The following is a 24452-nucleotide window of genomic DNA, read 5'->3' on the forward strand; positions in this document are numbered from 1 at the left end:
CCCTCACATTCCTCGCGAACCCCTTTAAACTATGGGAACCAGGGTGCATTCACCTGCGTCGGGTGGTGCTCAAACTGGCCTTCACCGACCACATCAAATACTGCCGAATTGAGGGTGCTAGAACCACCAAAATAGCGTTTCTGTTCAAAGCCTTATAGGGGATTGGAGGTAATGACTTAATAAATGGTGCCCCCACACGGACTCGAACCGCGGACCTACTGATTACAAATCAGTTGCTCTACCAGCTGAGCTATAGGGGCTTATGAACGCAAGCTCTACGCGAAGTTCATACTGCGCCGTCTACCGAACATTCTTTACATCTTACTTAAGATGCCGTGCCCGCTTCCCGCGCTTTCCGGGGTCGTAATTGCAAAATGCGGTTAGCGCAAGACCCTTAGATCAAGAAAACCACTTGGACGGGACAAAAAATACAACGACCGACATTGCGTGCCCTTTGTGCCGTAAAACGTGGACCTCAGCTGGTCAAACGTCGCACTTCCGACACCACTTTTTTATCACAGAAAACCTGCGATTACATTCGCATCAACGCCTAAATACCCGACCATACGTCGCGGAAATGATGGCGAAACACCCACAATAGCGTCGCCAACGCACAGCACTGCGTGGCGTCATTTCGGGGGCCGGGCGGCGCCAATACCGTTCAGTCTTTGTACAACGACACCCCTTTTGTGTCGAACGCATGCACCGCGTCGGACGCAAATTGCAGATCTGCTGTGTCGCCCGGTTTCAGATCTGTGCTGCCATTCACTCGGACAGTGATTTGCCCCGCCTCCCCGCACGACATGATCACAAATGTATCGGCCCCCAGATATTCCAACAGGTCGACCGTTCCGTTCAACACACCCGTCCCCGCAGGGACCACCGAGATATGTTCGGGACGCACCCCCAAGGACACCGCCCCCTGCGGCGCGGTCACATCAGGCGCGGCATTGGCAGGGAACACGTTCATACGGGGCGAGCCGATGAACTGCGCCACGAACAGATTGGCGGGGCGTTCATAAAGTTCGCGCGGGGTGCCAACCTGTGCAATGGTACCAAACTCAAGCACCACAATACGGTCCGCCAGCGTCATCGCTTCGACCTGATCGTGGGTGACGTAAATCATCGTTGATTTCAACGTCTGGTGCAGTTTGGCGATCTCGTAGCGCATCTCGACCCGCAAAGCGGCGTCGAGATTCGACAACGGTTCGTCAAATAAAAACGCCGTGGGGTCGCGCACGATGGACCGCCCAATAGCGACCCTTTGACGCTGCCCGCCCGACAGGTCCTTGGGTCGTCGGTCCATGTAGGCATCCAGCTTTAACACCCGCGCGGCCTCGTCCACCTTGGCGTCGATATCCGGCTGGGGCAAACCTGCGGATTTCAACGGAAACCCCACATTTTCGCGCACCGACATATGCGGATAAAGCGCGTAGGATTGGAACACCATAGCCAGCCCGCGTTTGTTGGGTGGTTCAGCGGTGGCGTCGCGATCCCCGATCAAAATCTGCCCGCGCGAGGTTTCTTCCAGCCCTGCAATCATCCGCAACAACGTGGATTTCCCGCACCCCGAGGGGCCCACAAAAATAATAAACTCGCCCTCTTCGATGTCGAGATCGACGCCCTTGATGACCTGCGCGGTACCAAACCACTTCTCCACGCCCTTCAATTGAATTGATGACATCATGCGGCCCCTCTCGTCGATGTTCTGTCTTTGCCAGCCCAAGTTAGCCAAATCGCGGCCGTCCAGGTGAAATTGGCCCCCCCACAGGGGGTTGCGTCAACCGGGTCGAAATATTCAAAAAACCCGTGCGTTTCGATCAAATCAGCGGTTTCGGCCCGCAACCGGGCTTCCAGATCCGTCCGACCGGATGTGGTAAACCCAAGGGCCAGCAACGCATTGACCACGGGCCAGGTTGGCCCCCGCCAGTAGCGGCGCGGATCGAAAATATCGGCCTGCGGGTCGGCGGAGGGAATGCCGTATCGGACCCCATCCCACACCCGCATCAACTGCGCGTCGAGCTCTGGCCGGCCCGCCCCCGCCAGATAGGACAAAAACGCGCCCGCCCCCAGCACGCCCGCAAAGGTGCCCGTGCGCATATCCTTGGCGTCATATGCGTTAAGGTCTGGATTCCAGATCACCGGCAACGCGGCGCGCAACTGTGCCGCCCACCCTTCGATCTCGGACACGTCTTCGCCAAGCGCGCGGCCCAACGCCGCCAAATCATCATGCGCGCGCAGTAAGATGAACGTGATCCCCGGATCTGCCATCAAAAACGGCCCGTCCGCGACGATGATGTCTTGGTCCCAACCACATCCAACACCGAATTGCACCATTGCGATATAGCGGTCGTAGTCGGCTTTACCCGGGCGCATGGACGCGTCCACATGACCGGTATCGCAACGCTGGTACGCGCCCACGCCCGACCCATCGACACCCGCCATACCGATATCCCAATCGGGCGAATTATCACGCCCGCTTTCCCACGGGTGGGTGATGGTTGCAGGGCCTTGGGTGCACCGTTTTTCGTGCCACCACCTGTGCCAACGGACCAACGCGGGAAAGAGGTGGCGCAAATGGGCGCGCCCTGCCTGCGGATCGAGATCCCAGATCAGGCGGGCGATGATTGCCGCCACAGGTGGTTGTGTGATCCCCGTGGTTTGCGGCGTATGCCCCGTTGCCCAAACATCCGGCCCCGGAAAATACCCCGGATCGGGTTGGTGAAAGATAATATGCGGCACCATGCCGTCATCCCATTGTGACGCCATCAGGGTTTCAAGCTCGCGCCAGGCGCGCGGCATATCGAAGGTGGCAAACCCCCACGCCGCAAAGGCGCTGTCCCAGTTCCATTGGTAGGGGTACAGCCCGTCAGTGGGGATGGTGTAGACCCCACGGTCATTTTTACGCAGGATCGCGCGGGCTTGGGCATCAAGCGATGTCATATCACTATCCTTTTACTGACCCGGCAGTCAGGCCTTTGGTCATAAATTTTTCGAGCCCCAAAAACAGCGCCATAATCGGCACAGTCGCGATGACAGAACCGGCCATCAGGTGCTGGCGGGGGACTTCAGAGGAGTTCAGCGCGGCAATCCCGCGGGTCAGGGTGAACTTTGTGGGATCATCCAGCAGCATGAAGGCCAGCAAAAATTCGTTCCATGCGATCATAAAGACATAGAGCGACACCGACGCCAGCGCTGGCAACGACAGCGGCAAGGTGATTTTCCAGATCACTTTGAGGCGTGACAGACCGTCCATCAGACCAGCTTCTTCAATCTCGGCGGGTAGGCCTCGAAAGTACCCCTGCAACATATACAGCGCCACAGGGATGGTCGTGACCGGGTAGATCATCACAATCCCGCCAAAGGAATTGCGCAGCCCCGTGAGCGAAAACGCGATGTAGATTGGCAGCGCCAGAACGATCATCGGCACCATATAAATCAACAAGATAGACCGCGAAAACGCCGCCTGCCCCCGGAACCGCAGCCGCGCGACCGCATAGGCGCCCGGGATCGCAAAGGCCAAGGTAATGGCCACCGTCAGCACCGAAATAAAGAACGAGTTGAACAGGTAGGTGCCGAAATTAAACTGGGTAAAGAGCTCATGATACGACCGAAACAGATCAGTGCCTTTTGACAGATCGATCGAAAAGTCGAGCGGGTTTTGGATCAGCTCGGCCTGGTTTTTCAGGCTGGTCATGACCATCACATAAAATGGGATCAGCACGATGGCGGAAAAGAAGATATAGCCAAATCCGGTCAGAAACCGGATCACCGCCGCCTCAAATTCGTGACGGGTTAACCGGCCGGGCGTGACATCTTTGAGGATCGGCATCACCGACACCGCAAAGCTGCCCCCCAACACCACCGCGCCAAAAAGCCGTGCGGTAAAACCGGTGTCGGGCCCTGTCAAAACCGGGCCAAACCCCAGCATCATCACCAAACAAACCGCCAGCACGGTGCCCATTTGCACCACACGGCCCCGGCCCGCAGCAACCGCAACCGTGCCCGCCAGACCGCCCCACAGCAACGCCCACAACAGGCTTGGCCGAAACGCCTGCCCCGTGGCAAACGACATCGCGATAGCGACGGTCACGGCCAGTGTTGCCATCCAAAGCGCGCCTAAAAACGGCCCGGTAAAATATCCACGGTGCAGGGTGGTCATAGCCCTTCCTCCCGGCTGATGTATTTCAGAAAGAAGATCGAGAAGGCCAACAAGCAGCCAAAAATCACCACAGCGACGGCCGCCCCTGCCCCGATGTTCGAGATCGCAAAGGCTTGTTCATAGACGTTGACCGTCAAGGTCCGTGTGCCTGCATTGCCGCCCGTCAGCAAAAAGATGTCGTCGAATTTGTTGAAGGTCCAGATAAACCTCAGCAAAAACAATACGCTAAGAATACCCAACAGTTGTGGCACCGACAGGTACCAAAACTGTTGAAACGGGCTTGCGCCATCCATATCGGCGGCCTCGTACATGTCGGTATCGATGCTTTGCATCCGCGCCAGAATGAACAGGAACGACAACGGGAAATAGCGCCAGATTTCGAACACGGTGACCATGATCAACGCCAAGGGCCGTTCGCCAAAGAAATTGATCGCCTCGGACGTCACGCCCATTTGCAGCAACAACGCGTTGGCCGAGCCCGAAAACGGGTCAAACAAAATCAGCCAAGCAAAAGCCACGGCGATCACCGGCGCCACGTAAGGAAACAAATACAGGCCTCGTAAGATCCCCTGCCCTTTGAAGGATTTATTCAAAAGCAGCGCTCCAAACAGCCCCACCAACAACGCGCCAACCGTGCCGAACACCGTATAGAATAACGTCACCAACAAGACTTCGACGAACTCATCCCCGCTGAAGATCCGGGTGAAGTTTTCCAACGTAAACGTGCCGTTTGTCAGCACATTTGACGATGTGCCGGTCGTCTGCGCCGGAGTGTCTTGGGGGCGCAGCGCGTTGTCGAGATAGGGTTGTTCGATCTCGACGGGGATCATCAGGTTTTCGCGAAACCCCGGCTCCCAATCGCCCAGATCGCAGGCCAGCGCGCGCCCATCCAACGTGCAGCGCGCGTCCAACGTCACCACCCGCAGCCCGTCTGGCACTGTGTCGGAGAGGGTCACACCCGTGATCGGTTGTTCCTGCGACGAATTGCGCAGACGGTAGCGTATGTTGGCCAGATCACCCACGGCATCATCGTCGCCGCGAATATCTTCGCGCAAAACCACCTCTGGCGGGCGCAGATCAGCCAGCTTGACCGGTTTGATCGAGATCCAAAAGATCGCGAGCAGCGGCAAAACAACCACCAGCGCCACCGCCGTGATGGTCGGTAACAACAGCCCCCACGCCAGCCGCGCTTCGCGTTTGGCCAACGGACCGGTACCGGTTGGAGGAGAGACATCCGCCATTAAGATCACCTTGATCTAAGAGAAAAACAATTGGGGCGCGCGGTCGCGCCGCACGCCCCAGCAGGCAAGCTGGGGTTATTCGACCCCGGCAATCGCCTCGTTCAGGGCCGCGACAGTCGCGGCTGCGTCACGTTCACCATCGATGAATTCACGCACCAAACGGTTGATCACCTGGCTGTTGATGATCTTGGACGCCGCTGACAATTGGCCATCGGCCACGCCCCAACGTTGGGCCACATCCAAGCCGCCCACAATTTCTTCGATCATCGAGGCTTCGTACAGATCGCCCAAAGGCGCTTTGCGGTCGACACCCACATCAAGCGTCGCCCACAGATCGGCGAATTCGGTTGGGTTGTCGGCAGTGCCGCGCCGCACCGGGAATTTGCCTTCGGGGGCAATTGCCAATGTCGAGCCATAGCCTTCGTTCATCGAATATTGCACGAACTCCATCGCCGCATCAGTAGACGCATCTGATGTGATCCCCAAATACCGGATATCGCCCCACGCGGCCCCATCCGGGTTCGACGGCCCTGCAAAGTTGGTCACGATACCGGTGGCCGCAGCCAAATCGCGGGTCATTGGGTCATCATTGATTGTGGGTGGGGCGCTGTCGCGCAGGCCTGCGAGTTCGTCTAGAATGAACGGCGACCAGATGATCATCGCAGCATCGCCGCTGAAATAAAGTGACCGCGATTGGTCCCAATACAGATCACCGGGAGGCGATGCCTCTGCGATGGCTTTGTAGAAGTCCAACACCTCAACGGTCGTCGCCTCGTCCAGCGGTTGGACACCGTTGGGGCCGACCGGTGACACTCCATTGGCCAAAAACACATGTTCCAACACTTGGCTCATGAAGTTTTCATCAACCTTTGTCGCAGCGACGAACCCATAAAGTTCCGGTGGATTGTGCAAGGCCTCAAGGGCGGCCAGAACATTTGCGTAGCTGTTGGGCGGCTCTAGGCCTTTTTCAGCAAACAGATCCGCGCGGTATACCAACATCTGCGTCCAACCGTCCACGGGAACCGATGCAAACCCGTCATTGGCGCTGGCCATCGCCAAAGCACCAGGGGCAAATGTGCCTTCCCCCAAGGCCTCGACCACGTCTGTCGCGGCGTCCGTATCCAGAATGCCCGCATCCGCCCAAGACGCCGCATATTGCAGCGGGTGATAAATCACATCCGGCAAATCACCCGCGGCAAACGCGGCTGTCGCGCGCGTGCCAAGGTCATTTTCGGTGACGGGGATCACCTGAACATTGTGCCCCGTTTGGGCGGAAAACGCTGCGGCCATAGCTTCTTGGCGCGCCAGACGTTCTGGTTGTTCCTCAATTGTCCAAAAGCGCAGATCGTCCGCCTGTGCCGCCAAGGTCGACAGGATCAGCGCGGTGGCTGCCCCCGAAACCAAGCTCGTTTTGATTTTTGACTGCATTGTTATTCCTCCCATTTAAGTAATTGCAGCTAAGTTTGTTCTGTCGGCGCGGGGCCGGTTGATCCGCGATCCACGAACCGTGCCAGCGCCGTTTCGCGCAGCGTGTCCGGGTCTTCGCCCCGAATGCGGCGGATCAAAATGTTGGATAATCTCTCGCCCGCGACCCTGTTATCAACCGCATATGTTGTCAGCGGCGGGTCTGCGTGCGCGCCTTCGGGGATGCCGTCGTAACCCATCACCGACACATCACGTCCGACAACCAACCCGCGTTCGGTTGCAGCCTGATAAGCACCAAGCGCCGCGAAATCGACCGCACACACGATAGCCGTGGGTGGCGTCTTGCGATCCAACAAGGTGCGGGCCGCCTGCGCACCTTCGATGCTTGTCACCGCGCCTTCAATCATCAAATCCGGGTCAACACCAAGCCCCGCGTCCCGCATCCCTTGCACAAAACCCGCCTTGCGCAAGGTGGCATAAGCGTATTGCGTCCCGCCATTGATATAGCCGATGCGTTTGTGGCCAAGAGCCGCCAGATGCGCCACAGCATCGCGCATCGCGTCCTCGCCCAAGATATCAAACCACACGCAATCCGTGTCGTCGTCTTGTCGCCCGAACAAAACAAATGGCACATCCGCTTCGCGCAGCAACCGCACGCGCGGATCGTCGCAAATGGCCCGCGGCAGAATGAACCCATCGGCTTTTCCATCGCGCAGTAATGTCCGAAACGTCTGGATCATATCCGCTTCGCTGTCTGACGCGGCGACGGTCAACGTCCAGCCTTCAGCATGGGCGCCCGCCGAAAGACCCGCCAAAAATTCTGCCAAAAAGGGACGTTGCGCGTCGTGGTCGGACAGTTTCAAGACCAACCCCAACGACCGCGTGCGGCCAGTTTTAATCGCCTGTGCGTGGCTTAAAGGTTGGTAGCTCAGCTTGTCGGCCATACGCCGGACTCGCAGCTGCGTGGCCTCAGAAATATCCGAATACCCGTTCATGGCGCGCGACACCGTGGACTTGGTAAGCCCCAGCGCATCCGCCATGTCAGAAATCGTAACGCGGTTGCGCCGATCCCCTGCAGCAATTGTCCCTAGATTTTTGTCCAAACTGGCCTCCCCCGACTCATCGTGAGATCCGAAACCGGTTTCGGCAAGTCGAATAATGCGCGAATTTTGCGCGAAACGCCAAATCTAAACGCACAACATGCAGCAGGGCATCCCTACTGCATGTATTTTCATCGCGTAAAATCAGAGTATTTGCATCAAGCGACCCCTTGGGGTCCTACCATTTCGGCAACCAGCACGTGGCGATCCCATTGGGACCGCCCCCTATGTTAGGGTCAAACCTGACGGGCCTGTGCGAATGTCAGGAGTTTCTTGCTTTTCTCGTCCCACAAATGCAAACGCGCGCTCTCAAGGCTTTCGCGGATGGTCATGCGGTTGCTTTTGGCCAGGTCCGTGTGATCACGCAGCACTTCGGGCAAGCGGTAGAAAGGAATGCGGCTATAAAGGTGGTGCACATGGTGGATGCCGATGTTGGCGCTCAGCCATTGCAACACGGGCGGCAATACATAATGCGAACTGCCGTGCAGCGCCGCGGCGTGCATATCCCAGTCTTCTTCTTGTTCCCAATGGGTTTCTTCAAACTGGTGCTGCACGTAGAACAACCACACCCCGGCCGTCGCCGCCAGCAATGTTGTTGGCACGAAAATCAGCACAACTGGCAAAATGCCCCCGAAATACACGATCACGGACAGCGCAATCAGAATGCCCGCGTTGGTGCCCATGGCGCTGATCCAATAGCGGGCTTGGTTGGTCAGACCCAAGGGCAGTCTGTTTTGCAAGAAAAACAAATATCCCGGCCCAAGGCCGAACAACACGATAGGGTGACGGTACAGGCGGTACAAGATCCGCGCTATCCGGCCACTGTTGCGGTATTCGTCCACGGTCAAGGTATGAACATCGCCCATACCGCGCCGGCCCAAGTTACCAGACGAGCTATGATGCATCGAATGGGATCGCCGCCACACATCGTAGGGTGTCAACGTCAGGATGCCCAAAAACCGCCCAAGCCAGTCGCTCACTGTACGGTTGTTGAAAAACGCGCTATGCCCACAGTCGTGTTGGATCGCGAACAACCGCACCAGAAACGCCCCATTGCACAGTGATAGTGCGAGCGTCAGCCAAACGCTGATTGATAATGAATACCACGCAAGCGCCCATATCAGGAAGAATGGCCCCAACGTAACGGCCAGCTCAAATGAGCTGCGTCCAAGATTTGGTTCGCGATAGTGGGCGAGAACTTTCACCCAATCCCGCGCCGAGCTTTCGCCTTTGGAAAGAATACCACTGTGTTGGTTCATGCGCCTGCTTCTTATCTTATCGTTCTGAACCTCCTAGCCGAAATCACCAAATAAGCAACCTCCAATGCTCGGATGAAGGACCGATCTGGGTAACATCTTGCGTTATCTGACGCATCAGTGTCGTTCGAAATCCAACTTTTCGCCTGTGGCACGGGGAGAACACCGCACTTGCCCCCCCGGCCTGCGTGGCCTGGACCAAAGCGCACGTCAGCTTACCGGCGGCCACCCCAATGCGCGCGACAAGGGCAAATCACCGCCCCGTATGACCGAATTGCTGCGCTTTTTGGTGCTCAGCAACGCCGCAGGCCAAAAGGATTTGGACATGAAGCGCCCACCAGACATCACCGATTTTTTGCGCGTTTTCGTCGACAGCAACGGCATCGGCCAGAACATCCGCGATTTAAACCCACCCCCGCGAATGGCAGAACGTTTGGCCTTGTGCGGCCGCAGCAGTGCAAACCCCATCCCCGCAGTGACAGGGCCGCCTTCGTAGTCGGTCCTGCTGGGCCTTACGGTCAGAAACAGCGGGTGATCGGCTAAGATACTGCTGGCTTTTTCCGGGCCATCGGGCACGAAGTAGTCATCCACCACATCGCCCGCATCCACGGCATCCCATTTGGTGAGCACGGCGCGGACCTTGGTGGCCGCGGTCAACGGCTTGTAGGTGGCGCGCACAATGATCGCCGCACACCCTTTCGCGATATGTTGGCTATAAGCCTCTACCGCCGACGGATGCACCTGCGCAGCGCTCAATCTGGCGCTGACCTCATCCGGTGTAGCCTTATTTTTATGGGCAACAACAGACACCGCGCGGTCGGGAACACCCAGAAAAGCGATCCGTCCCGCAGCGTCGCGCGCCGTCTTTTCATCTTTGAACAAGCGTGTGATGACAGTTGTCATGATACCTCCATCGGGTTTGTTGGCGCCTCTATCGGCTCTGCCCAACGTGTGTCGGCGCGGTTCATCCTCGCCGCCCCCGCAAGGCCTTTCAAAAACGGCAGTGTGATGAAGATAGCCAAGACGAGAAAGGCGATCTCCAACGAGAATACTATATTGTAGGGCGTTGCACCGGCGTTTCCAGCGCCCTGCTGCACACCAACGATCAGGTCACGCACAAGCCCCGCCAGCGCGATGCCCACACCGGCTGCCGTTGCCTGCACAGCCCCCCACGCCCCAAGCGCCAACCCGATGCCGTCATCATGCGCCGCGCGTACCGTGGCCGTCAGGGTTGCATGGCCAAAAAGCCCAAGCCCCACGCCCACAGCCCACGTGCCCAGCAAAAACAACGGTGTCCCGATGACAAAAGACGACAGAATAATCGCGATAAACCCCGGAACCCCCACGCCTGCCCCGATGATCGCATACCGTTCGGGTGCTGCACCCTGCGCCAAACCACGCGACGCAGCTGCAAAACCGATCAGACTGCCGAATGCAAATAACGCCGTTAGCTTGGTGGTATCTGCCACCGACAGCCCCAAAACCTGACCGCCGTAAGGTTCTAGCAACACATCCGCCATGCCGAACCCAAAGGTGCCCAAACCAATCACCACCAGCAATCGCGCCATACCGGGCCGTTGCATCAATGCGCGCAACGCCACGCGAAACCGTACCGGCTGCATGGTTTTCATCGCCTGCGCGCGCGCCCTGTCGCGGGGTTCTTGTTGCCACATAGCATAAAGGTTCAACGCGACAGTCACCACCGCGGCCCCTTGGATGACCTGTATCAACCGCCCCGGCGAATAAGTGTCGAGCAAGGTGCCAAAGATCAGCGCACTGACGACCATGCCCCCCAACAACATAACATACATCATGCCGATCACCTTGGGCTGGTCGTCTTCTGCCACAAGGTCAGTGGCCAAGGCCAAGCCCACAGTTTGCACCATATGCACCCCCGCCCCGACCAGTAAAAACGACAGCGCCGCAGAGGTATATCCGATCCACCGGGGCGCATCGAATGCCTCGCCGTAGCCAGATAACACCAGCAACGAAAACGGCATGATCGCGAACCCGCCAAACTGGTATAACGTGCCCTTCCAGATGTAAGGCACACGGCGCAGCCCCAGCGCAGAGACATGCACATCAGAGCGAAACCCGATCAACGTGCGCAGCGGCGCAAACACCAATGGCATCGCCAACATCCCCGCCACCAACGTCGCGGGAACCGACAATTCAACAATCATCACCCGGTTCAGCGTGCCCACAATAAGCACCAACGCCATACCCACGGTGATTTGAAAAAGAGACAATCGCAAAAGCCGTGTCAGGGGGACGTCTTCGGTCGCAACATCTCCGAAAGGGAGATATTTGGGGCCGATGGCCGCCAGCTTGCGCGTCGCGAATGCACGATAATCAAACATATTCCAGACCATTTCCCGCAGGGGCCACAAGGGCGCACCACGGATCAATCGACACGTGGAAAGGACCCGCAAAGCCGTCTTTACGGGTCCAGTTCTCTACTGGGTGATGACCGAATAGGTCGTAGGAGTGGCCTCCGCCGAAGGAGGTTGCAACACCGCCTTGATCGGCGTGCCATCCGATAGGATCAGCGTGACCTCACGGGCATCCGCCTGCGTATCCACCGCATAACTGGCCTTGGCCACATCACCTGCATCCAGCATTGTCGCCGATGCAGTCTGTGCGCCAGACCCTAGTTCATTTCCTGATAAAAAATCCGCCACCCACGTGGTGTTGCTAAGCACCGCCACATGAACCGCAAATGATCCAATCGCAACCGCGCTCAAAAAGAGCGGCACTCCTACAGTTGGCTTCACGACGAGCCACATCTTTGCATTATTCATGATGTACCTCCCTTATCCCAACCATGGGGTCGCAACCGCGACCAATACATGCGCCAATAACGCGATCACGCCGAAAACGCGCGTCCCGTCTATGAGGTAGCTGTGCACTTCCTCGGCCTCTTCTAAAGTCAGCCCTGTTGGCCACACTTTGTCTTCACTGTCCGCCATATCCGGTCCTCCGCTTACAGACGTCTTATGTCGTGACCAGAAACCTTGCCGAGCCGGATCACCGATGAGCGCACCGTACTAGAACACTGTCATGAATATTTGACATATTCAACTGTAAGTTTTAACTTACATCCAATTTATGAACAATGGACTGAAAAACCGTTGATTCATACGCCAAACGCGGCGAAATTTCGCCGCGCCTATGCCGTATACCTATTTGAAAATGCGCTAGGGTTTTCGGTACGCCACCGTACAGCTTAGGCTTTGATCCGAACGTCTATCGTTGGGGCCATATCCGCCTGGTTGAACCGATCGAGGGCTGACCGATAGGATGCCGCTGCGCGTCGAATCAAGGTGACTTCGGCTTGCGCCTTCGGTGCTTGGGCCTTGGCTTCGCGGGGTTGTTCACTTGATTGAGACCGTGCGCCTGCAGTGTCTGCCGGCCGGCGACGCACCTCGTCGCGAGGCGGCTCTGCCCGGCGCGGGTTCACATGTGCACGCGTTCGGTGCGCACGTTTCGGCTGCGGCGGTGGCGGCATCCGGGTGCGTGATGTCGACTTAAGATGCGCAACCAACGTGTCCACAGCGGCGTTAATACGGGCCATATGACGGGTCGCACAGTCAGAGTCGTGGCACCGGTCTGGGTGATATTTGAGCGCAAGCGTGCGACGGGCCTGCCGGACATCGTGCAACGTGGCATGCCCCGAAAGACCCAAAACCCGTGCTGCATGTTCTGGTGTTGCTGCCATCGTCCGCTCCGATATCCAAAACTCGTCTCTATTTCTCCGTTATATTGATGAAAATTTGAAACGAATACGTTGATATCAAAACATGGTTAACGCGGCGGCAGCCAAGCACCCCGAAACCTCTGGCTCCGAGGTTCAAAGACATTCGCCTGCGCAGGGCATTTGCCTTGCATTGGCATCAGTCGGCTGCGGTAACGTACACCTGCCCAGCATCCGAGATGCTCATCCTGCAATCCGCCATAGCGTGGTGAACCATCCAACGCGAGACGTCAGATCTCGTTGGATGGCGCATCAATTACCATTGGCTGACGTGCAGCGCTCACGCCATGCCAAGCGCTTCTTTGTACATCGCCAGAACCGCTTCTTCTTCGGCAATATCGTCAGCTTCACGTTTGCGTAGCGCGATGACTTTGCGCATCACTTTGGTGTCGTAACCACGCGCTTTTGCTTCAGCCATGACCTCTTTTTGTTGCTCGGCAAGGTCTTTCTTCTCGGCGTCCAGCCGTTCAATCCGCTCGACGAACTGGCGCAATTCGTTGGCGGTCACGCGGTAGGTCGCATCGCTCTCCGAGGTCGGATTTATAGCGCTGTCGTTCATGGTGTTCTCCTAGCGGGTTTGTGAAGCGTCTGGCGCGCTGTGCCTAGCCGGGCGCGCGCGGCTCTGCAAGTTGCTTTGCGCGGAATGTGCCTATCAAGGGCGCACATGTGGCCTTGCGTTCGGCTCATGGATTGGGTAGCTGCCTGCCGCATGCAAACACATGAACATTCCATCTTTGATATGTTAATCTGGGGCGGTGCTGCACTGTCGCTCATCGGGCTTCTTGGATTGATCTGGTGCATCATCTACGTCGCACGCGCGAGACGTGCACAGCTGTCAGACGAAGATATGCGTCACAGATTGAAGACCGCATTGCCCATGAACTTGGCAGCTCTTTTTCTGTCTGTGATTGGTTTGATGCTGGTCATTATCGGCATTTTCCTCGCTTAAATTGGAAATCCGCGTAATAAACCGCCGTATTATCTCGGGTAGTTCGCGCATCACACCCAATTTTTACCGCCAGAAACTGGACATCGCACGCGCACTTACATAGGGTCCGCGCCATGGATATTCGCCAAATCACCGCCGATTTTTTCGCCGCGCCGCAATTGTCTCCTGACGATATGACAGCGCTTTCAGAGGCAGGGTTCAAGCGCGTTGTGTGCAACAGGCCAAATGCCGAAGTTCCCCCGTCGCATCATTGCGACGAGATGCAGAAAGCGGCAGAGGCCGCAGGGCTCGAATTTGCAGTGCAACCGCTGACACATCAAACGATGACGCCAGATGTAATCGCCACCAATGCGGCGTTAATTCAAGACTGCACCGGACCCGTCGTTGCATATTGCGCATCGGGAACGCGGTCGACCATTGCTTGGGCATTGGCCGCGGCGCAATTTATGCCTGTCGAAGATATTATGAATGCGGCACGTAGCGGCGGGTATGATTTGCAAAACATACACCCAACCCTATGCGCAATCGCGGACCAAAAACCTTCAAGCTAACCTGATCAGGCCGTCTTGATATCAGGCAAGCCGTCAAGTGGCGGCAGGTCACCGATGCCATCAAGGTCAGGTAGGTCGGGCAAATCAGGCAAACTTCCAGCGTCTTCATCTGTCACCGACAAATCTGACAAGTCCGGTAGATCTGGTAAATCAGGCAAGTCTGGCAGATCGGGTAGGTCCGGTAAGTCGGGCGCAATATCCAAAGGTGCCATATCTCCGACACCCGGCAAATCCAACGCTGGCGCGGCCCCCATGTCCATCGCCCCCAGTTGCATCTGCTGCATGCCCGGCGCGGTATCGCCTTCCATTTGAACGGCCTGCTGCTGTGACGTCGATGCGATGCTTTGCAATTGCACGGCACGCCGCCCATCCAACTGCCCCATCGCGCCCCGGCTGATCACGCGGTTGTCGACCGTACGAAGTTCAACATTTTCAAACGCGTCGGGGCGCAGAACCAACTCATCGCCAGCAGCCAGCTGTTCTAACTTTGACAGCGGAAGACTCAAGCGCCCGACGACGGCGGTCAAATCGGCCTTAACGGCCAGCATCGTCCGCCCAAGCGTCAATGGTTCGGCGGGGGCGCCGCGTTCTTCATCCCATGCCTCCACAACATCCAGACGTCCGTCAGGGATTGGAAGTAACAAGGTCAGGACGGATTGAAAGGCCCCACCCGCGATATCAACGGTAAGCTTGAACACACGGTATTCTGTCGCATCCAGTGCCAAACCGAATAGGCGCGCTGTTTCCACGCGGGCACCGAATTTCTGCAGCGGCAACACCTGACGGTCCTCGTCGCTTTCCAGCAGCCCATGGGCCCGTTGGAACAGTGAATCAATCAAAGGCGCACAAAGTGCAGCGTCGGTTGACGTCAACGGTCGTGGTTCTGGCACCATTGGTGCCACCTTGCCTGTCGTTTGCTGTTGGATCATCGCGGCAACCAGTTCCGGCCCGACCATGGCGCCAGCATTGGTGCTGCCCGGACCATCCAGCAAGGCCAATAGCGCATTATCATCCAGCTTTTCAGCCAGTTGATCGCTATCACAGGTTTCCTGCGTGATCCCGATGACCACCAGGGCCATCTCGAAAATTTCATCTGCGACTTTGGCAACACTCACCCGAAGCGATTTAGGCACGGTCATCGCCCGTGCCTGATGCTCCTGCTTTCCTGCCTGCGCCTTGCGCTGCAAAACTGACATCTGCGGCCCTTGTAATAGAATATCGGCGCCTCGCCCGCGCGCCATTTGTTCACAAGACCGAGATACCTACTAATGGTTACCAATGCCTTTATGTCCGCAGAAACATGTCACTTTTCGAAACCTTTATGACCGAGCGATCAAAGCATTGGCGTGTGGTAGCCGAACGCGGAAACCAGTGCCCCCAGTGACATCAAGATAGCGCACATCCCCGCCCAAACGGGTCATGATCTCGCGGCAAATCGCCAAACCAAGGCCCGCACCTGCACCGTCCTGCGCCCCAATCCGGTTGAATTTCTCAAACATAACGTCGCGGGAATCACGCGGAATACCTGCGCCATTGTCGATAAAATCCATCACAAGGGCGTCCCCGTCCTGATGGACCTTGATGCGCAATTCGGGGTCCGCTGCGGTGCAGTATTTCTGGGCATTGGTGATCAAATTGATGAACACCTGACTAAGTCGGTCAAGATCTGTGTGCAGCATGAGGGTTTCGTCAAGCCGGCTGCGCCGCACGCTGATCTGACGGGTCTCGCTGGCTTCGGCGGTGGCAATCGCGTGATCCAACAGGCTCGCCAATGGCCCCGACTGCTGGTTCAACGTGACCTGCCCGTTTTCCAACACGCTCAGATCAAGCAGATCGTTCAAAAGACGGGTCAACCGGATCGCCTCTATGTGAATAATATTGGCGTATTTCGTTTTCTCCATCGGACCCAAACCATCCGTATCGCGCAAAATTTCGGAAAACGCGCGGATCGAGGTCATGGGGGTGCGTAATTCATGACTGATCTGGCTGAGAAACGCATCTTTTTGGTCGCTCAACTGCACCAGTTTGTCGTTGGCCTCCCGCAGTTGCGCCGCCGTGCGCCGAAGCTCGTGGGATTTTGCCTCGAGTTGGTTGGAATACTCTAACCGCTGGGCCGATTCGTCGGCCACTGCCAGCAAATCCTGAACCGACACCGCCGCCCCCCCAACGATCTGGCTGATCATGGCATGCGCTGTGGCCCCGCCGACAGACCCCGCCAATTCGCGTTCCAACGTTTGCAGAAAATCAGGGTTCGGTTCGGGCAAAAACCCACCCCGCCCCTGCGCCACCGCCGCCGTTTCGAACAACCGATGCGCTTCGTCAGCGCCCAAAATCCGCTGTGTCATGATCATCAGGTCTTCGCTTTCTGCCACCGGCACCTGCCAGCCGCGCGTTTGCGCCGAATGATCAAACACATTCACAAATTGCGCGCCCTGCAGCCGTTCCAACGGGCGCGGAAATGTCACAATCGACACCATCACAAACCCGGCCGCATTCAGCACCATGCTCCAGAAGATCGCATGCACCGTCGGATCAACCCCTGTGATGCCAAACAACGCCTGCGGACGCAGCCATTCCAGCCCCCACAGACCAACCTCGAAGACGGTAGTGCTTAGGACGGCGCCGGGGCCGAAACTGGGCAGCAGCGTCGTGAACGCCCACACCACAAACCCGACCCCCAGCCCCACAAACGCGCCCGCACGGGTCGCCCCACGCCAGAAAATACCGCCCAGCACGACGGGTAAAAACTGTGCCACACCGGTAAAGGAAATCAGCCCGATGGCCGCCAGCGCACCCGACCCCCCCGACACCTGATAATAGATGTAGCCCAAAACGATGATCGTCAGGATCGACAGCCGCCGCGACAAGATCACCACATGGCGCACGTCGCCTGATTGGGTCGCGCCGCCCCGTTGCAGGTATAGAAACACCGGCATCACCATGTGGTTGGACACCATCGTCGACAACGCCAACGTCGCCACAATCACCATAGAGGTCGCGGATGAGAACCCCCCTAAGAAACTAAGCATCGCCAGACCTTCGCGCCCTTGACTTAGTGGCAGGCTCAGCACAAAAAAATCGGGGTTCGCGCCCGCAGGCAGCAGGTCCAGCCCAAGCACCGCTATAGGCACCACAAACAGGCTCATCAACATCAGATACAACGGAAACGCCCAGCTGGCGATCTGCAGGTGGCGTTCGTCGCTGTTTTCCACCACCATCACCTGAAACATGCGCGGCAGGCACAAAAACGCCGCCGCAGAGACAAACGTAAGCCCCAACCAGCGGCTGCCGTCCATTCTCCACATGCCCAACCCCGATGCATCGATCCGCGCCAAGGTTTCGCCCACGCCGCCCGCGATGCCCCAGACGACAAACGCCCCCACCGCCAGCAACGCGATAAGCTTGACCACCGCTTCGACCGCGACGGCAATCACCACGCCGTGCTGACGTTCGTTCACATTCAAACGACGGGTGCCAAACAACACCGTAAACAGCGCCAGCCCGATGGCGATCCACAATCCGGCGGCATGTTGGTCTGTGCCATCTGCGACCCCGCCTTGCCCGGCCGCGAAAATGGACAAGGATGCCGTGACCGATTGCAGCTGAAGCGCGATGTATGGTGTCACCCCGATGACCGCCATACAGGTGACAACAATCGCCAAGCCGTTGGATTTGCCATAGCGCGACGAGATCAGATCGGCGATGGACGTGACCTTGAGACTGCGCCCAATCCGCACCAACCGCCGCAGGACCCACCACCAGCCGACCATCACCAAACTGGGGCCCAGATAGATGGTCACATATTCCAACCCAGACCGCGCCGCGTAGCCCACCGCGCCGTAGAACGTCCAGGCGGTGCAATAGATCGACAACGACAACGTGTAGACGAGGGGTGATTGCAACAACCACCCCGCCCGGCCCTTGTCTGCCGCACGCTCTGCGGCAAACGCCACACAAAAGAGCACAAATACATAGGCCAAAGACACCGCAACAAGCGTATTCAAAGAGGCCATCATATGTCCTCGATGTCACCGGTTGCATCGGGTTGGCGCCGCACCCGCCGTGACAAAACCAGTGACAGACCGATCAGAACGGCCCACACCCCAAACACATACATCAACGCCCGCGACATCCGCACGCCGTCGTCGCCCGACGGCCAAAGCAGCGGGATCATCCACAGCCCCGCGCCCAAGATCGCCACCAACCTCACCGCATCCATCACACGGCGTTGGCGGTAGCTGCCCCGCTCCAGAAAGACCGGTGATCGGGGGGGCATGCGTCAGCTCCGCTGTTCGTGCACGTACAACAGGTCGCGCACAGCTGTCAGGACTTCGGTGTTGGAAAAGGGCTTGGTCATGAACCGGCTAACGCCTGCCTTTTCTGCCATTTCACGGTCGCGGCTTTGGCCACGCGCCGTCAACATCAACACCGGCGTATCCGCGGTCGCGTCATCTTTGCGCAGGTCTTCGAGAATATCAAAACCGCTCTTGCCCGGCAGCATGACGTCCAAAATCACTAGGTCAGGTTTGCGGTCACGGATCACTGACATCGCATCTGCCCCGTCCGAATGCGTATCGACATGCCACCCCTCACGGCTCAGCAAAAAGCGTATCGCCTCGATGATGTTTGCTTCGTCTTCGACCAAAAGAACGCGTTTTCCCATGTTGGCCTCCTCCCCAAAAGGCGCGCCCTGCCAGACCATCAAGCCCGTTCCCTCAGGGCACGCGCCAAACTATCGTTGGTTTTGACCGGGCTGTCAAAGCATGCAGACCCAGAAAACCCGTCTCTCAAAGCGCGACGTAGGGGCAAGCCCGTCAAAACCCGCTTGCCAATATCGAGGGCTCGCGCCGCCCCGGACACGGCTCGCGCGGGCAGACGCTGCACGACGCGCCAACCTCTTGTACGTCGGCCGTATCGGCGTGGGTCGCGGGCAGCACCAACATGCTGGCCTGCACCAAGGGCGCGGCATTATAGGTCGCCTGCCCCACGCTTTCGGCCACGGCAAAACAATCAAACGCGGTGCGACCCCGGCCCAACTGCACCAACGCCGTGCGCGACACCTGACCCGGCTGCCCAAGTGCGGCGTAAAGCGGCCACAACGCGCAGGCGGATCCAAACCGGGGGATCACAAACCCCGCTGCGGGTTTGCGAAACAACAGACTGCCCGCGCGGTCACACACCACCAACCCCGCGTCCAATGCAGGCAAACTGGCCATCCGGCGCAAGACCATCGCCACAGACACCCCCAACGCCGCAGCAATCGCAACCGGGTCGCGCCCCACCGCCTTGAACGCATCCGCAATCGCCTGCAACGGGGCCTCTGCCGCGTCTTTGACTGTCTGTTCCAGAATGCCCTGCGCCATGTGGCGCGCCGCATGTGATCTAAGCGCTGGTGCTGCGGCGATCAACGCCTCTGGTTTGTCCGTGCCGTTTTCCAGCCCGTCAAAGGCAAAACTATGATCTGTCAGAAACGTTTCCAATTCATCCTGCGGACTGGTGCCTGCGTCCTTCACACCCTGCCCCGCATCCAGATACGCCACCAGTTCTTTGGAACTGTCGGCCAACCGCCGGCTGTCTTGGTCAATGTTGACATGAAACCGGTTGCGCCATTCGTCCGTCAGCTCGCCATCATGCGCCAAAATAGCTGCCGTCGACCGGATGGCAGCCGCCGTCGTCAGCAGTTCGTGCACGGATGCGGCCAGATTGGGGTCGTGGGTCAACCGGTCCGACAGGGTTTCTACCGTGCGTTCGAGGCTGGCAATGCGCCGGTGCCCCGCGGCCAGAATTTCGGCCCAAGCAGGGAACCGCCCGGCCAGTTCATCGGCGCGGTCTGCTTCGGTGTGCGCCAGATTTGCCTGTGTCGCGGCCTCGCGCAGCGACGCGATCAACGCAGCTTCAGCGCCCTCGGTCAGCACCGATGGCTCGACCCCAAGCGCGCGCGCGATGTCCAACAGTAGCTTGCCGCCGATTCTGCGCCGGTTGTGCTCAATTAAATTCAGATAAGACGCAGATATTCCCAGCATTCGCGCCAAATCCGCTTGCCGAATACCCGCAACAGATCGACGTTCCCTGATCCGGCTGCCTGTTAACCCTTCGCGTGCCATGCGGCTCCTTTGGTATTATTGCGCTTTTTCAATGGGTTTCTGCGGCGCGACATTACAAAATTTACAAAAACAACGACCCCTGTGTCGATTTATTTACAAAATTAACCTGTATTTCAAGGCACTTGTTGCGTAATTTTCATTTCCTGCGCCAAATAGGATTTGCACTTAGTGCGTTGGATGTCAGGCTTTGGAGGAAGGAGCCTGATGTTTGAGTTTACCATTCTGGGAGGATTTTCATGTCCAATACGAAACTTACCCGCCGGGGTCTGATCAAGACCGGTGCGGTGGCGGGGGCTGCTGGTCTCACACTGCCAAGCTACCTGCGCGCAGATACACAGCCTGGCTATCTGAACCAACCACAAGGCTCCACCGTGACGCTGGGCTTTAACGTGCCTCAATCCGGGCCCTACGCAGATGAAGGCGCCGATGAACTGCGCGCCTATCAGCTGGCTGTCGAACACCTGAACGGTGAAGGCGACGGCGGCATGATGAACACATTCACGTCCAAAGCCCTGCAGGGGAACGGCATTCTCGGCAAAAAGGTCGAATATGTCACGGGCGACACGCAAACGAAATCAGATGCGGCGCGCGCATCGGCCAAATCGATGATCGAAAAAGACGGCGCGGTGATGATCACCGGTGGGTCGTCTTCTGGTGTGGCCGTGGCCGTGCAAGCGCTGTGCCAAGAGGCTGGCGTGATCTTCATGGCTGGCTTGACGCACTCCAACGACACGACCGGCAAAGACCGTCGCGCCAATGGGTTCCGTCACTTCTTTAACTCCTACATGTCCGGTGCAGCACTTGCCCCCGTTCTGGCCGCCAACTACGGCACAGACCGCAAAGCCTACCACCTGACCGCCGACTACAACTGGGGTTACACCACAGAAGAAGCGGTGAAATCTTCGACCGAAGCAATGGGTTGGGAAACCGTGAACGCGGTGAAAACACCGCTGACGCAGACGGATTTCTCGTCTTATATCGCGCCGGTTCTGCAATCGGGTGCCGATACGCTGGTTCTGAACCACTACGGCGGGAACATGGTCAACTCGTTGACCAACGCGGTGCAGTTTGGCCTGCGTGACCGTCAGGTTAACGGCAAAGACTTCCAGATCGTTGTGCCATTGTATTCACGCCTGATGGCGAAAGGTGCGGGCGCCAACGTTAAGGGGATCTTTGGGTCCACCAACTGGCACTGGTCGCTGACCGACGAAGGCTCCAAAGCATTCGTTAAATCCTTCGGCACCAAATACGGCTTCCCGCCCAGCCAGGCGGCGCACACCTGCTATGTTCAGGCACTGTTGTACGCAGATGCATGCGAACGTGCGGGCACATTCAACCCATGCGGCGTTGTCGAAGCGCTCGAAGGGTTCGAATTCGACGGCATGGGCAACGGCAAAACGCTGTACCGTGCCGACGACCACCAGTGCTTCAAGGACGTGCTGGTCGTGAAAGGTAAAGAGAACCCGACATCCGAATTTGACCTCCTCGAAATCGTGGAAGTCACACCGGTTGATCAGGTCACATACACACCCGATCACCCGCAGTTTGCGGGCGGATCTTTGGGCACGTGTAACTCCGGCGCATAAACGCTGTTACTTGCAGGGCGGAGCCTATCTCCGCCCTGTTTTTCCCCGGGCTTTGCCTGGGCCTGTTCTCGATTCATGAAGGTGGGACCATGGACGCAATTATCCTGCAAATTCTCAATGGGCTGGACAAAGGCTCGGCCTATGCGCTGATCGCGCTGGGGCTGACACTGATCTTCGGCACGCTCGGCGTGGTGAACTTCGCGCATGGAGCCCTGTTCATGATCGGCGCATTCTGCGCGGTCACACTCAGCCGCATTCTGACATTCAGCCACACGGTCATCGACGATACAAAGACCGACTTTTTGGGCAACCCCCTCAAGGTCGAAGTGCCGTATCTGCATGACATGTTCGGCCAGGCCACCGGCGATGTGATCATCGACTGGGCCGTGCCGATCTCGATTATATTCGCGATACCAGTGATGGTTGCCATCGGGTTCATCATGGAACGCGGGCTGATCAAACACTTCTACAAACGCCCCCACGCCGACCAGATCCTGGTCACCTTTGGCTTGGCGATCGTGCTGCAAGAAGTCATCAAATACTTCTACGGGGCAAACCCGATCCCAACCCCCGCACCTGCCGCCTTTACCGGGTCGTTTGATTTTGGCGCGGCAATGGGGTTCGACCCGAACACCATCATCTACCCCTACTGGCGCTTGGTCTATTTTGCATTCTCTGCACTGATCATCGGGGCCGTCTTTGCCTTCTTGCAATTCACCACCTTCGGGATGGTCGTGCGTGCCGGCATGGCAGACCGCGAAACCGTGGGCCTGTTGGGCATCAACATCGACAAACGGTTCACCATCATGTTCGGCATCGCCGCCGCAGTCGCGGGTCTGGCGGGCGTCATGTACGCGCCGATCAATTCGCCCAATTACCACATGGGCATGGATTTTCTGGTGCTGAGCTTTGTCGTCGTCGTTGTCGGTGGCATGGGGTCCCTATCGGGTGCTGTGCTCGCGGGGTTCCTGCTGGGTATCCTTGAAAGCTTTGCCTCTATGGCCGTCGTTCTCGAAACCCTGCCAGGCATCAACCAGATCATCATCTATCTGGTCGCAATCATCATCTTGCTGACACGTCCCCGTGGCCTAATGGGTCGCAAAGGCGTGATGGAGGAATAATCATGGGCCTTACCAAAAGAGACCTAACACTGCTGATCATCGTCGCGTGCCTGTGCCTGTTTGCACCGTTCATCCTGAACCCCTTCCCCGAAGGGTCGGCCATGGCACAGTTCAACGCGGGCTACCCCGACCTGATGCAACGGCTGGTGATCTTTGGCATCTTTGCCATCGGATTTAACATCCTGTTTGGCCTCACCGGCTACCTTAGCTTTGGCCACGCCGCGTTTCTGGGTGTGGGGTCATACGCCGCCATCTGGATGATGAAACTGCTGACAATGAACGTCATCCCAGCCATCATCGTATCGGTCGCGGTTGCAGGTTTGTTTTCGCTGCTGGTGGGCTGGATCTCGCTGCGGCGGTCGGGGATCTACTTCTCTATCCTGACGCTGGCCTTTGCGCAAATGTCTTACGCGCTGGCCTATTCGGTGCTGACGCCCATCACCGGCGGTGAAACCGGACTGCAGCCCAAATACACCGATCCTCGGATCTTGGACGGCGCATTGGCCGACGGTCAAACCCCACGCGCCAACCTCTTTGGGCTCGACATGAAAAGCAGCTACGAAATGACCATCGGCGACTGGGTCTTTACCTTTAACGCGGGGTACTACCTTGCGGCGGTCGTGATGTTGCTGGCCTTCTATCTGTCGATCCGCATCTTCCGGTCCCCGTTTGGCATGATGCTGCGGGCGGTGAAATCCAACCAACATCGGCTGAACTACACCGGCCTAAATTCCAAACCCTACACGCTGGCGGCCTTTGTGATCTCGGGCATGTATGCCGGTCTTGCAGGTGGTTTGCTGGTCGCGATGGACACCCAAGTGGGCGCAGAACGCATGTTCTGGACAGCCTCGGGCGAGGTCGTCTTGATGACCATCCTAGGCGGTGCGGGCACCTTAATTGGTCCGGTTCTGGGCGCGGGTTTCATCAAGTACTTCGAAAACATCATCTCAAAGATAAACGAAGGCATCCTGCACCAATGGTTCGCCTTTATGCCCGACGGCATCGAAGATTTCATGGTGGCGATTGTCTATCCCTTCATCGGTAAGGGCTGGCACCTGACCTTGGGCATCATTTTCATGCTGGTCGTGATCTTCCTGCCCGGCGGTTTGGTTGAGGGCGGCCAACGTGTGGCCCGTCTGTTCAAACGTCGCAAGCCTGCGGACGACAGTCCTGACGGCAAAACAACCCCAGCGGAATAAGGAG

General features: G+C 57.7%; 23 protein-coding genes and 1 tRNA gene. 5 read left to right on the forward strand and 19 right to left on the reverse strand.

The features are described from left to right. Positions 1 to 184 precede the first annotated feature (184 nt). From ABJH13_RS10970 to ABJH13_RS11035, 14 genes are all read right to left on the reverse strand, one after another. Positions 185 to 260, reverse strand: a tRNA-Thr gene (locus ABJH13_RS10970). A 401-nt stretch (positions 261 to 661) separates the two neighbouring features. Then, complete coding sequence (locus ABJH13_RS10975; RefSeq protein WP_348406355.1) at positions 662 to 1684, reverse strand: ABC transporter ATP-binding protein; 1023 nt, start codon at positions 1682 to 1684, stop codon at positions 662 to 664. Then, positions 1684 to 2943, reverse strand: a complete 1260-nt coding sequence (locus ABJH13_RS10980; RefSeq protein WP_348406251.1) for a hypothetical protein — start codon at positions 2941 to 2943, stop codon at positions 1684 to 1686. The genes ABJH13_RS10975 and ABJH13_RS10980 overlap by 1 nt, the downstream gene beginning before the upstream one ends. 4 nt (positions 2944 to 2947) lie before the next feature. Then, positions 2948 to 4162, reverse strand: coding sequence for a carbohydrate ABC transporter permease (locus ABJH13_RS10985; RefSeq protein WP_348406252.1), 1215 nt, complete (start codon positions 4160 to 4162; stop codon positions 2948 to 2950). Then, positions 4159 to 5403: a sugar ABC transporter permease gene (locus ABJH13_RS10990; RefSeq protein ID WP_348406253.1), complete on the reverse strand. Its 1245-nt coding sequence runs from the start codon at positions 5401 to 5403 to the stop codon at positions 4159 to 4161. Before ABJH13_RS10990 ends, ABJH13_RS10985 begins: the two co-directional genes overlap by 4 nt. A 75-nt stretch (positions 5404 to 5478) precedes the next feature. Then, a complete protein-coding gene (locus tag ABJH13_RS10995; RefSeq protein ID WP_348406254.1) occupies positions 5479 to 6831 on the reverse strand; it encodes an ABC transporter substrate-binding protein in 1353 nt (450 codons plus the stop codon). Between the two features lie 29 nt (positions 6832 to 6860). Continuing rightward, positions 6861 to 7931, reverse strand: coding sequence for a substrate-binding domain-containing protein (locus ABJH13_RS11000; RefSeq protein WP_348406255.1), 1071 nt, complete (start codon positions 7929 to 7931; stop codon positions 6861 to 6863). Positions 7932 to 8164: 233 nt separating this feature from the next. Next, the gene (locus ABJH13_RS11005; RefSeq protein ID WP_348406256.1) at positions 8165 to 9187 is read right to left on the reverse strand and encodes a fatty acid desaturase; all 1023 of its coding nucleotides are present in this window, start codon (positions 9185 to 9187) and stop codon (positions 8165 to 8167) included. 207 nt (positions 9188 to 9394) lie between these two features. Further along, positions 9395 to 10087 (reverse strand): hypothetical protein, encoded by a 693-nt coding sequence (locus ABJH13_RS11010; protein WP_348406257.1) that lies wholly within the window; start codon positions 10085 to 10087, stop codon positions 9395 to 9397. Next, on the reverse strand, positions 10084 to 11544 hold the full coding sequence (locus ABJH13_RS11015) for a PucC family protein (RefSeq protein WP_348406258.1): 1461 nt from the start codon (positions 11542 to 11544) through the stop codon (positions 10084 to 10086). Before ABJH13_RS11015 ends, ABJH13_RS11010 begins: the two co-directional genes overlap by 4 nt. Before the next feature lie 96 nt (positions 11545 to 11640). Further along, entirely contained in the window at positions 11641 to 11985 is a 345-nt protein-coding gene (locus ABJH13_RS11020) for a light-harvesting protein (protein WP_348406259.1), read from the reverse strand. Between the two features lie 12 nt (positions 11986 to 11997). Then, positions 11998 to 12153 carry a light-harvesting antenna LH1, beta subunit gene (pufB, locus tag ABJH13_RS11025; protein WP_348406260.1) on the reverse strand — a complete coding sequence of 52 codons (156 nt, stop codon included), beginning with the start codon at positions 12151 to 12153 and terminating at the stop codon, positions 11998 to 12000. Positions 12154 to 12410: 257 nt separating this feature from the next. Then, complete coding sequence (locus ABJH13_RS11030) at positions 12411 to 12902, reverse strand: J domain-containing protein (protein WP_348406261.1); 492 nt, start codon at positions 12900 to 12902, stop codon at positions 12411 to 12413. Positions 12903 to 13218: 316 nt separating this feature from the next. Further along, a complete protein-coding gene (locus tag ABJH13_RS11035) occupies positions 13219 to 13497 on the reverse strand; it encodes a DUF2312 domain-containing protein (protein WP_348406262.1) in 279 nt (92 codons plus the stop codon). 150 nt (positions 13498 to 13647) lie between these two features. Here ABJH13_RS11035 and ABJH13_RS11040 point away from each other — a divergent pair, with 150 nt between their 5' ends. Beyond that, positions 13648 to 13887 carry a hypothetical protein gene (locus ABJH13_RS11040; RefSeq protein ID WP_348406263.1) on the forward strand — a complete coding sequence of 80 codons (240 nt, stop codon included), beginning with the start codon at positions 13648 to 13650 and terminating at the stop codon, positions 13885 to 13887. A 113-nt stretch (positions 13888 to 14000) separates the two neighbouring features. Next, the gene (locus ABJH13_RS11045; protein ID WP_348406264.1) at positions 14001 to 14438 is read left to right on the forward strand and encodes a TIGR01244 family sulfur transferase; all 438 of its coding nucleotides are present in this window, start codon (positions 14001 to 14003) and stop codon (positions 14436 to 14438) included. 5 nt (positions 14439 to 14443) lie between these two features. Here the strand turns inward: ABJH13_RS11045 and ABJH13_RS11050 are convergent, their stop codons facing one another. From ABJH13_RS11050 to ABJH13_RS11070, 5 genes are all read right to left on the reverse strand, one after another. Then, positions 14444 to 15634: a FliM/FliN family flagellar motor switch protein gene (locus tag ABJH13_RS11050; protein ID WP_348406265.1), complete on the reverse strand. Its 1191-nt coding sequence runs from the start codon at positions 15632 to 15634 to the stop codon at positions 14444 to 14446. A gap of 123 nt (positions 15635 to 15757) precedes the next feature. After that, positions 15758 to 18451 carry an ATP-binding protein gene (locus ABJH13_RS11055; RefSeq protein ID WP_348406266.1) on the reverse strand — a complete coding sequence of 898 codons (2694 nt, stop codon included), beginning with the start codon at positions 18449 to 18451 and terminating at the stop codon, positions 15758 to 15760. Then, positions 18451 to 18714 carry a hypothetical protein gene (locus ABJH13_RS11060; protein ID WP_348406267.1) on the reverse strand — a complete coding sequence of 88 codons (264 nt, stop codon included), beginning with the start codon at positions 18712 to 18714 and terminating at the stop codon, positions 18451 to 18453. Before ABJH13_RS11060 ends, ABJH13_RS11055 begins: the two co-directional genes overlap by 1 nt. Positions 18715 to 18717: 3 nt before the next feature. Beyond that, positions 18718 to 19101, reverse strand: coding sequence for a response regulator (locus ABJH13_RS11065; RefSeq protein WP_348406268.1), 384 nt, complete (start codon positions 19099 to 19101; stop codon positions 18718 to 18720). A 151-nt stretch (positions 19102 to 19252) separates the two neighbouring features. Continuing rightward, the gene (locus ABJH13_RS11070) at positions 19253 to 20542 is read right to left on the reverse strand and encodes a short-chain fatty acyl-CoA regulator family protein (RefSeq protein ID WP_348406269.1); all 1290 of its coding nucleotides are present in this window, start codon (positions 20540 to 20542) and stop codon (positions 19253 to 19255) included. A 236-nt stretch (positions 20543 to 20778) separates the two neighbouring features. On the opposite strand from ABJH13_RS11070, the gene ABJH13_RS11075 reads away from it, so the two are divergent. The 3 genes from ABJH13_RS11075 to ABJH13_RS11085 all read left to right on the forward strand — a co-directional run bounded on the left by ABJH13_RS11075 (position 20779) and on the right by ABJH13_RS11085 (position 24448). Next, positions 20779 to 22128: a substrate-binding protein gene (locus tag ABJH13_RS11075; RefSeq protein WP_348406270.1), complete on the forward strand. Its 1350-nt coding sequence runs from the start codon at positions 20779 to 20781 to the stop codon at positions 22126 to 22128. Positions 22129 to 22217: 89 nt separating this feature from the next. Beyond that, entirely contained in the window at positions 22218 to 23249 is a 1032-nt protein-coding gene (locus ABJH13_RS11080; RefSeq protein ID WP_348406271.1) for a branched-chain amino acid ABC transporter permease, read from the forward strand. Beyond that, on the forward strand, positions 23249 to 24448 hold the full coding sequence (locus tag ABJH13_RS11085) for a branched-chain amino acid ABC transporter permease (RefSeq protein WP_348406356.1): 1200 nt from the start codon (positions 23249 to 23251) through the stop codon (positions 24446 to 24448). The genes ABJH13_RS11080 and ABJH13_RS11085 overlap by 1 nt, the downstream gene beginning before the upstream one ends. Positions 24449 to 24452: the final 4 nt, after the last annotated feature.

Source organism: Roseobacter sp. (assembly GCF_039970775.1).
Taxonomy (GTDB): domain Bacteria; phylum Pseudomonadota; class Alphaproteobacteria; order Rhodobacterales; family Rhodobacteraceae; genus Roseobacter.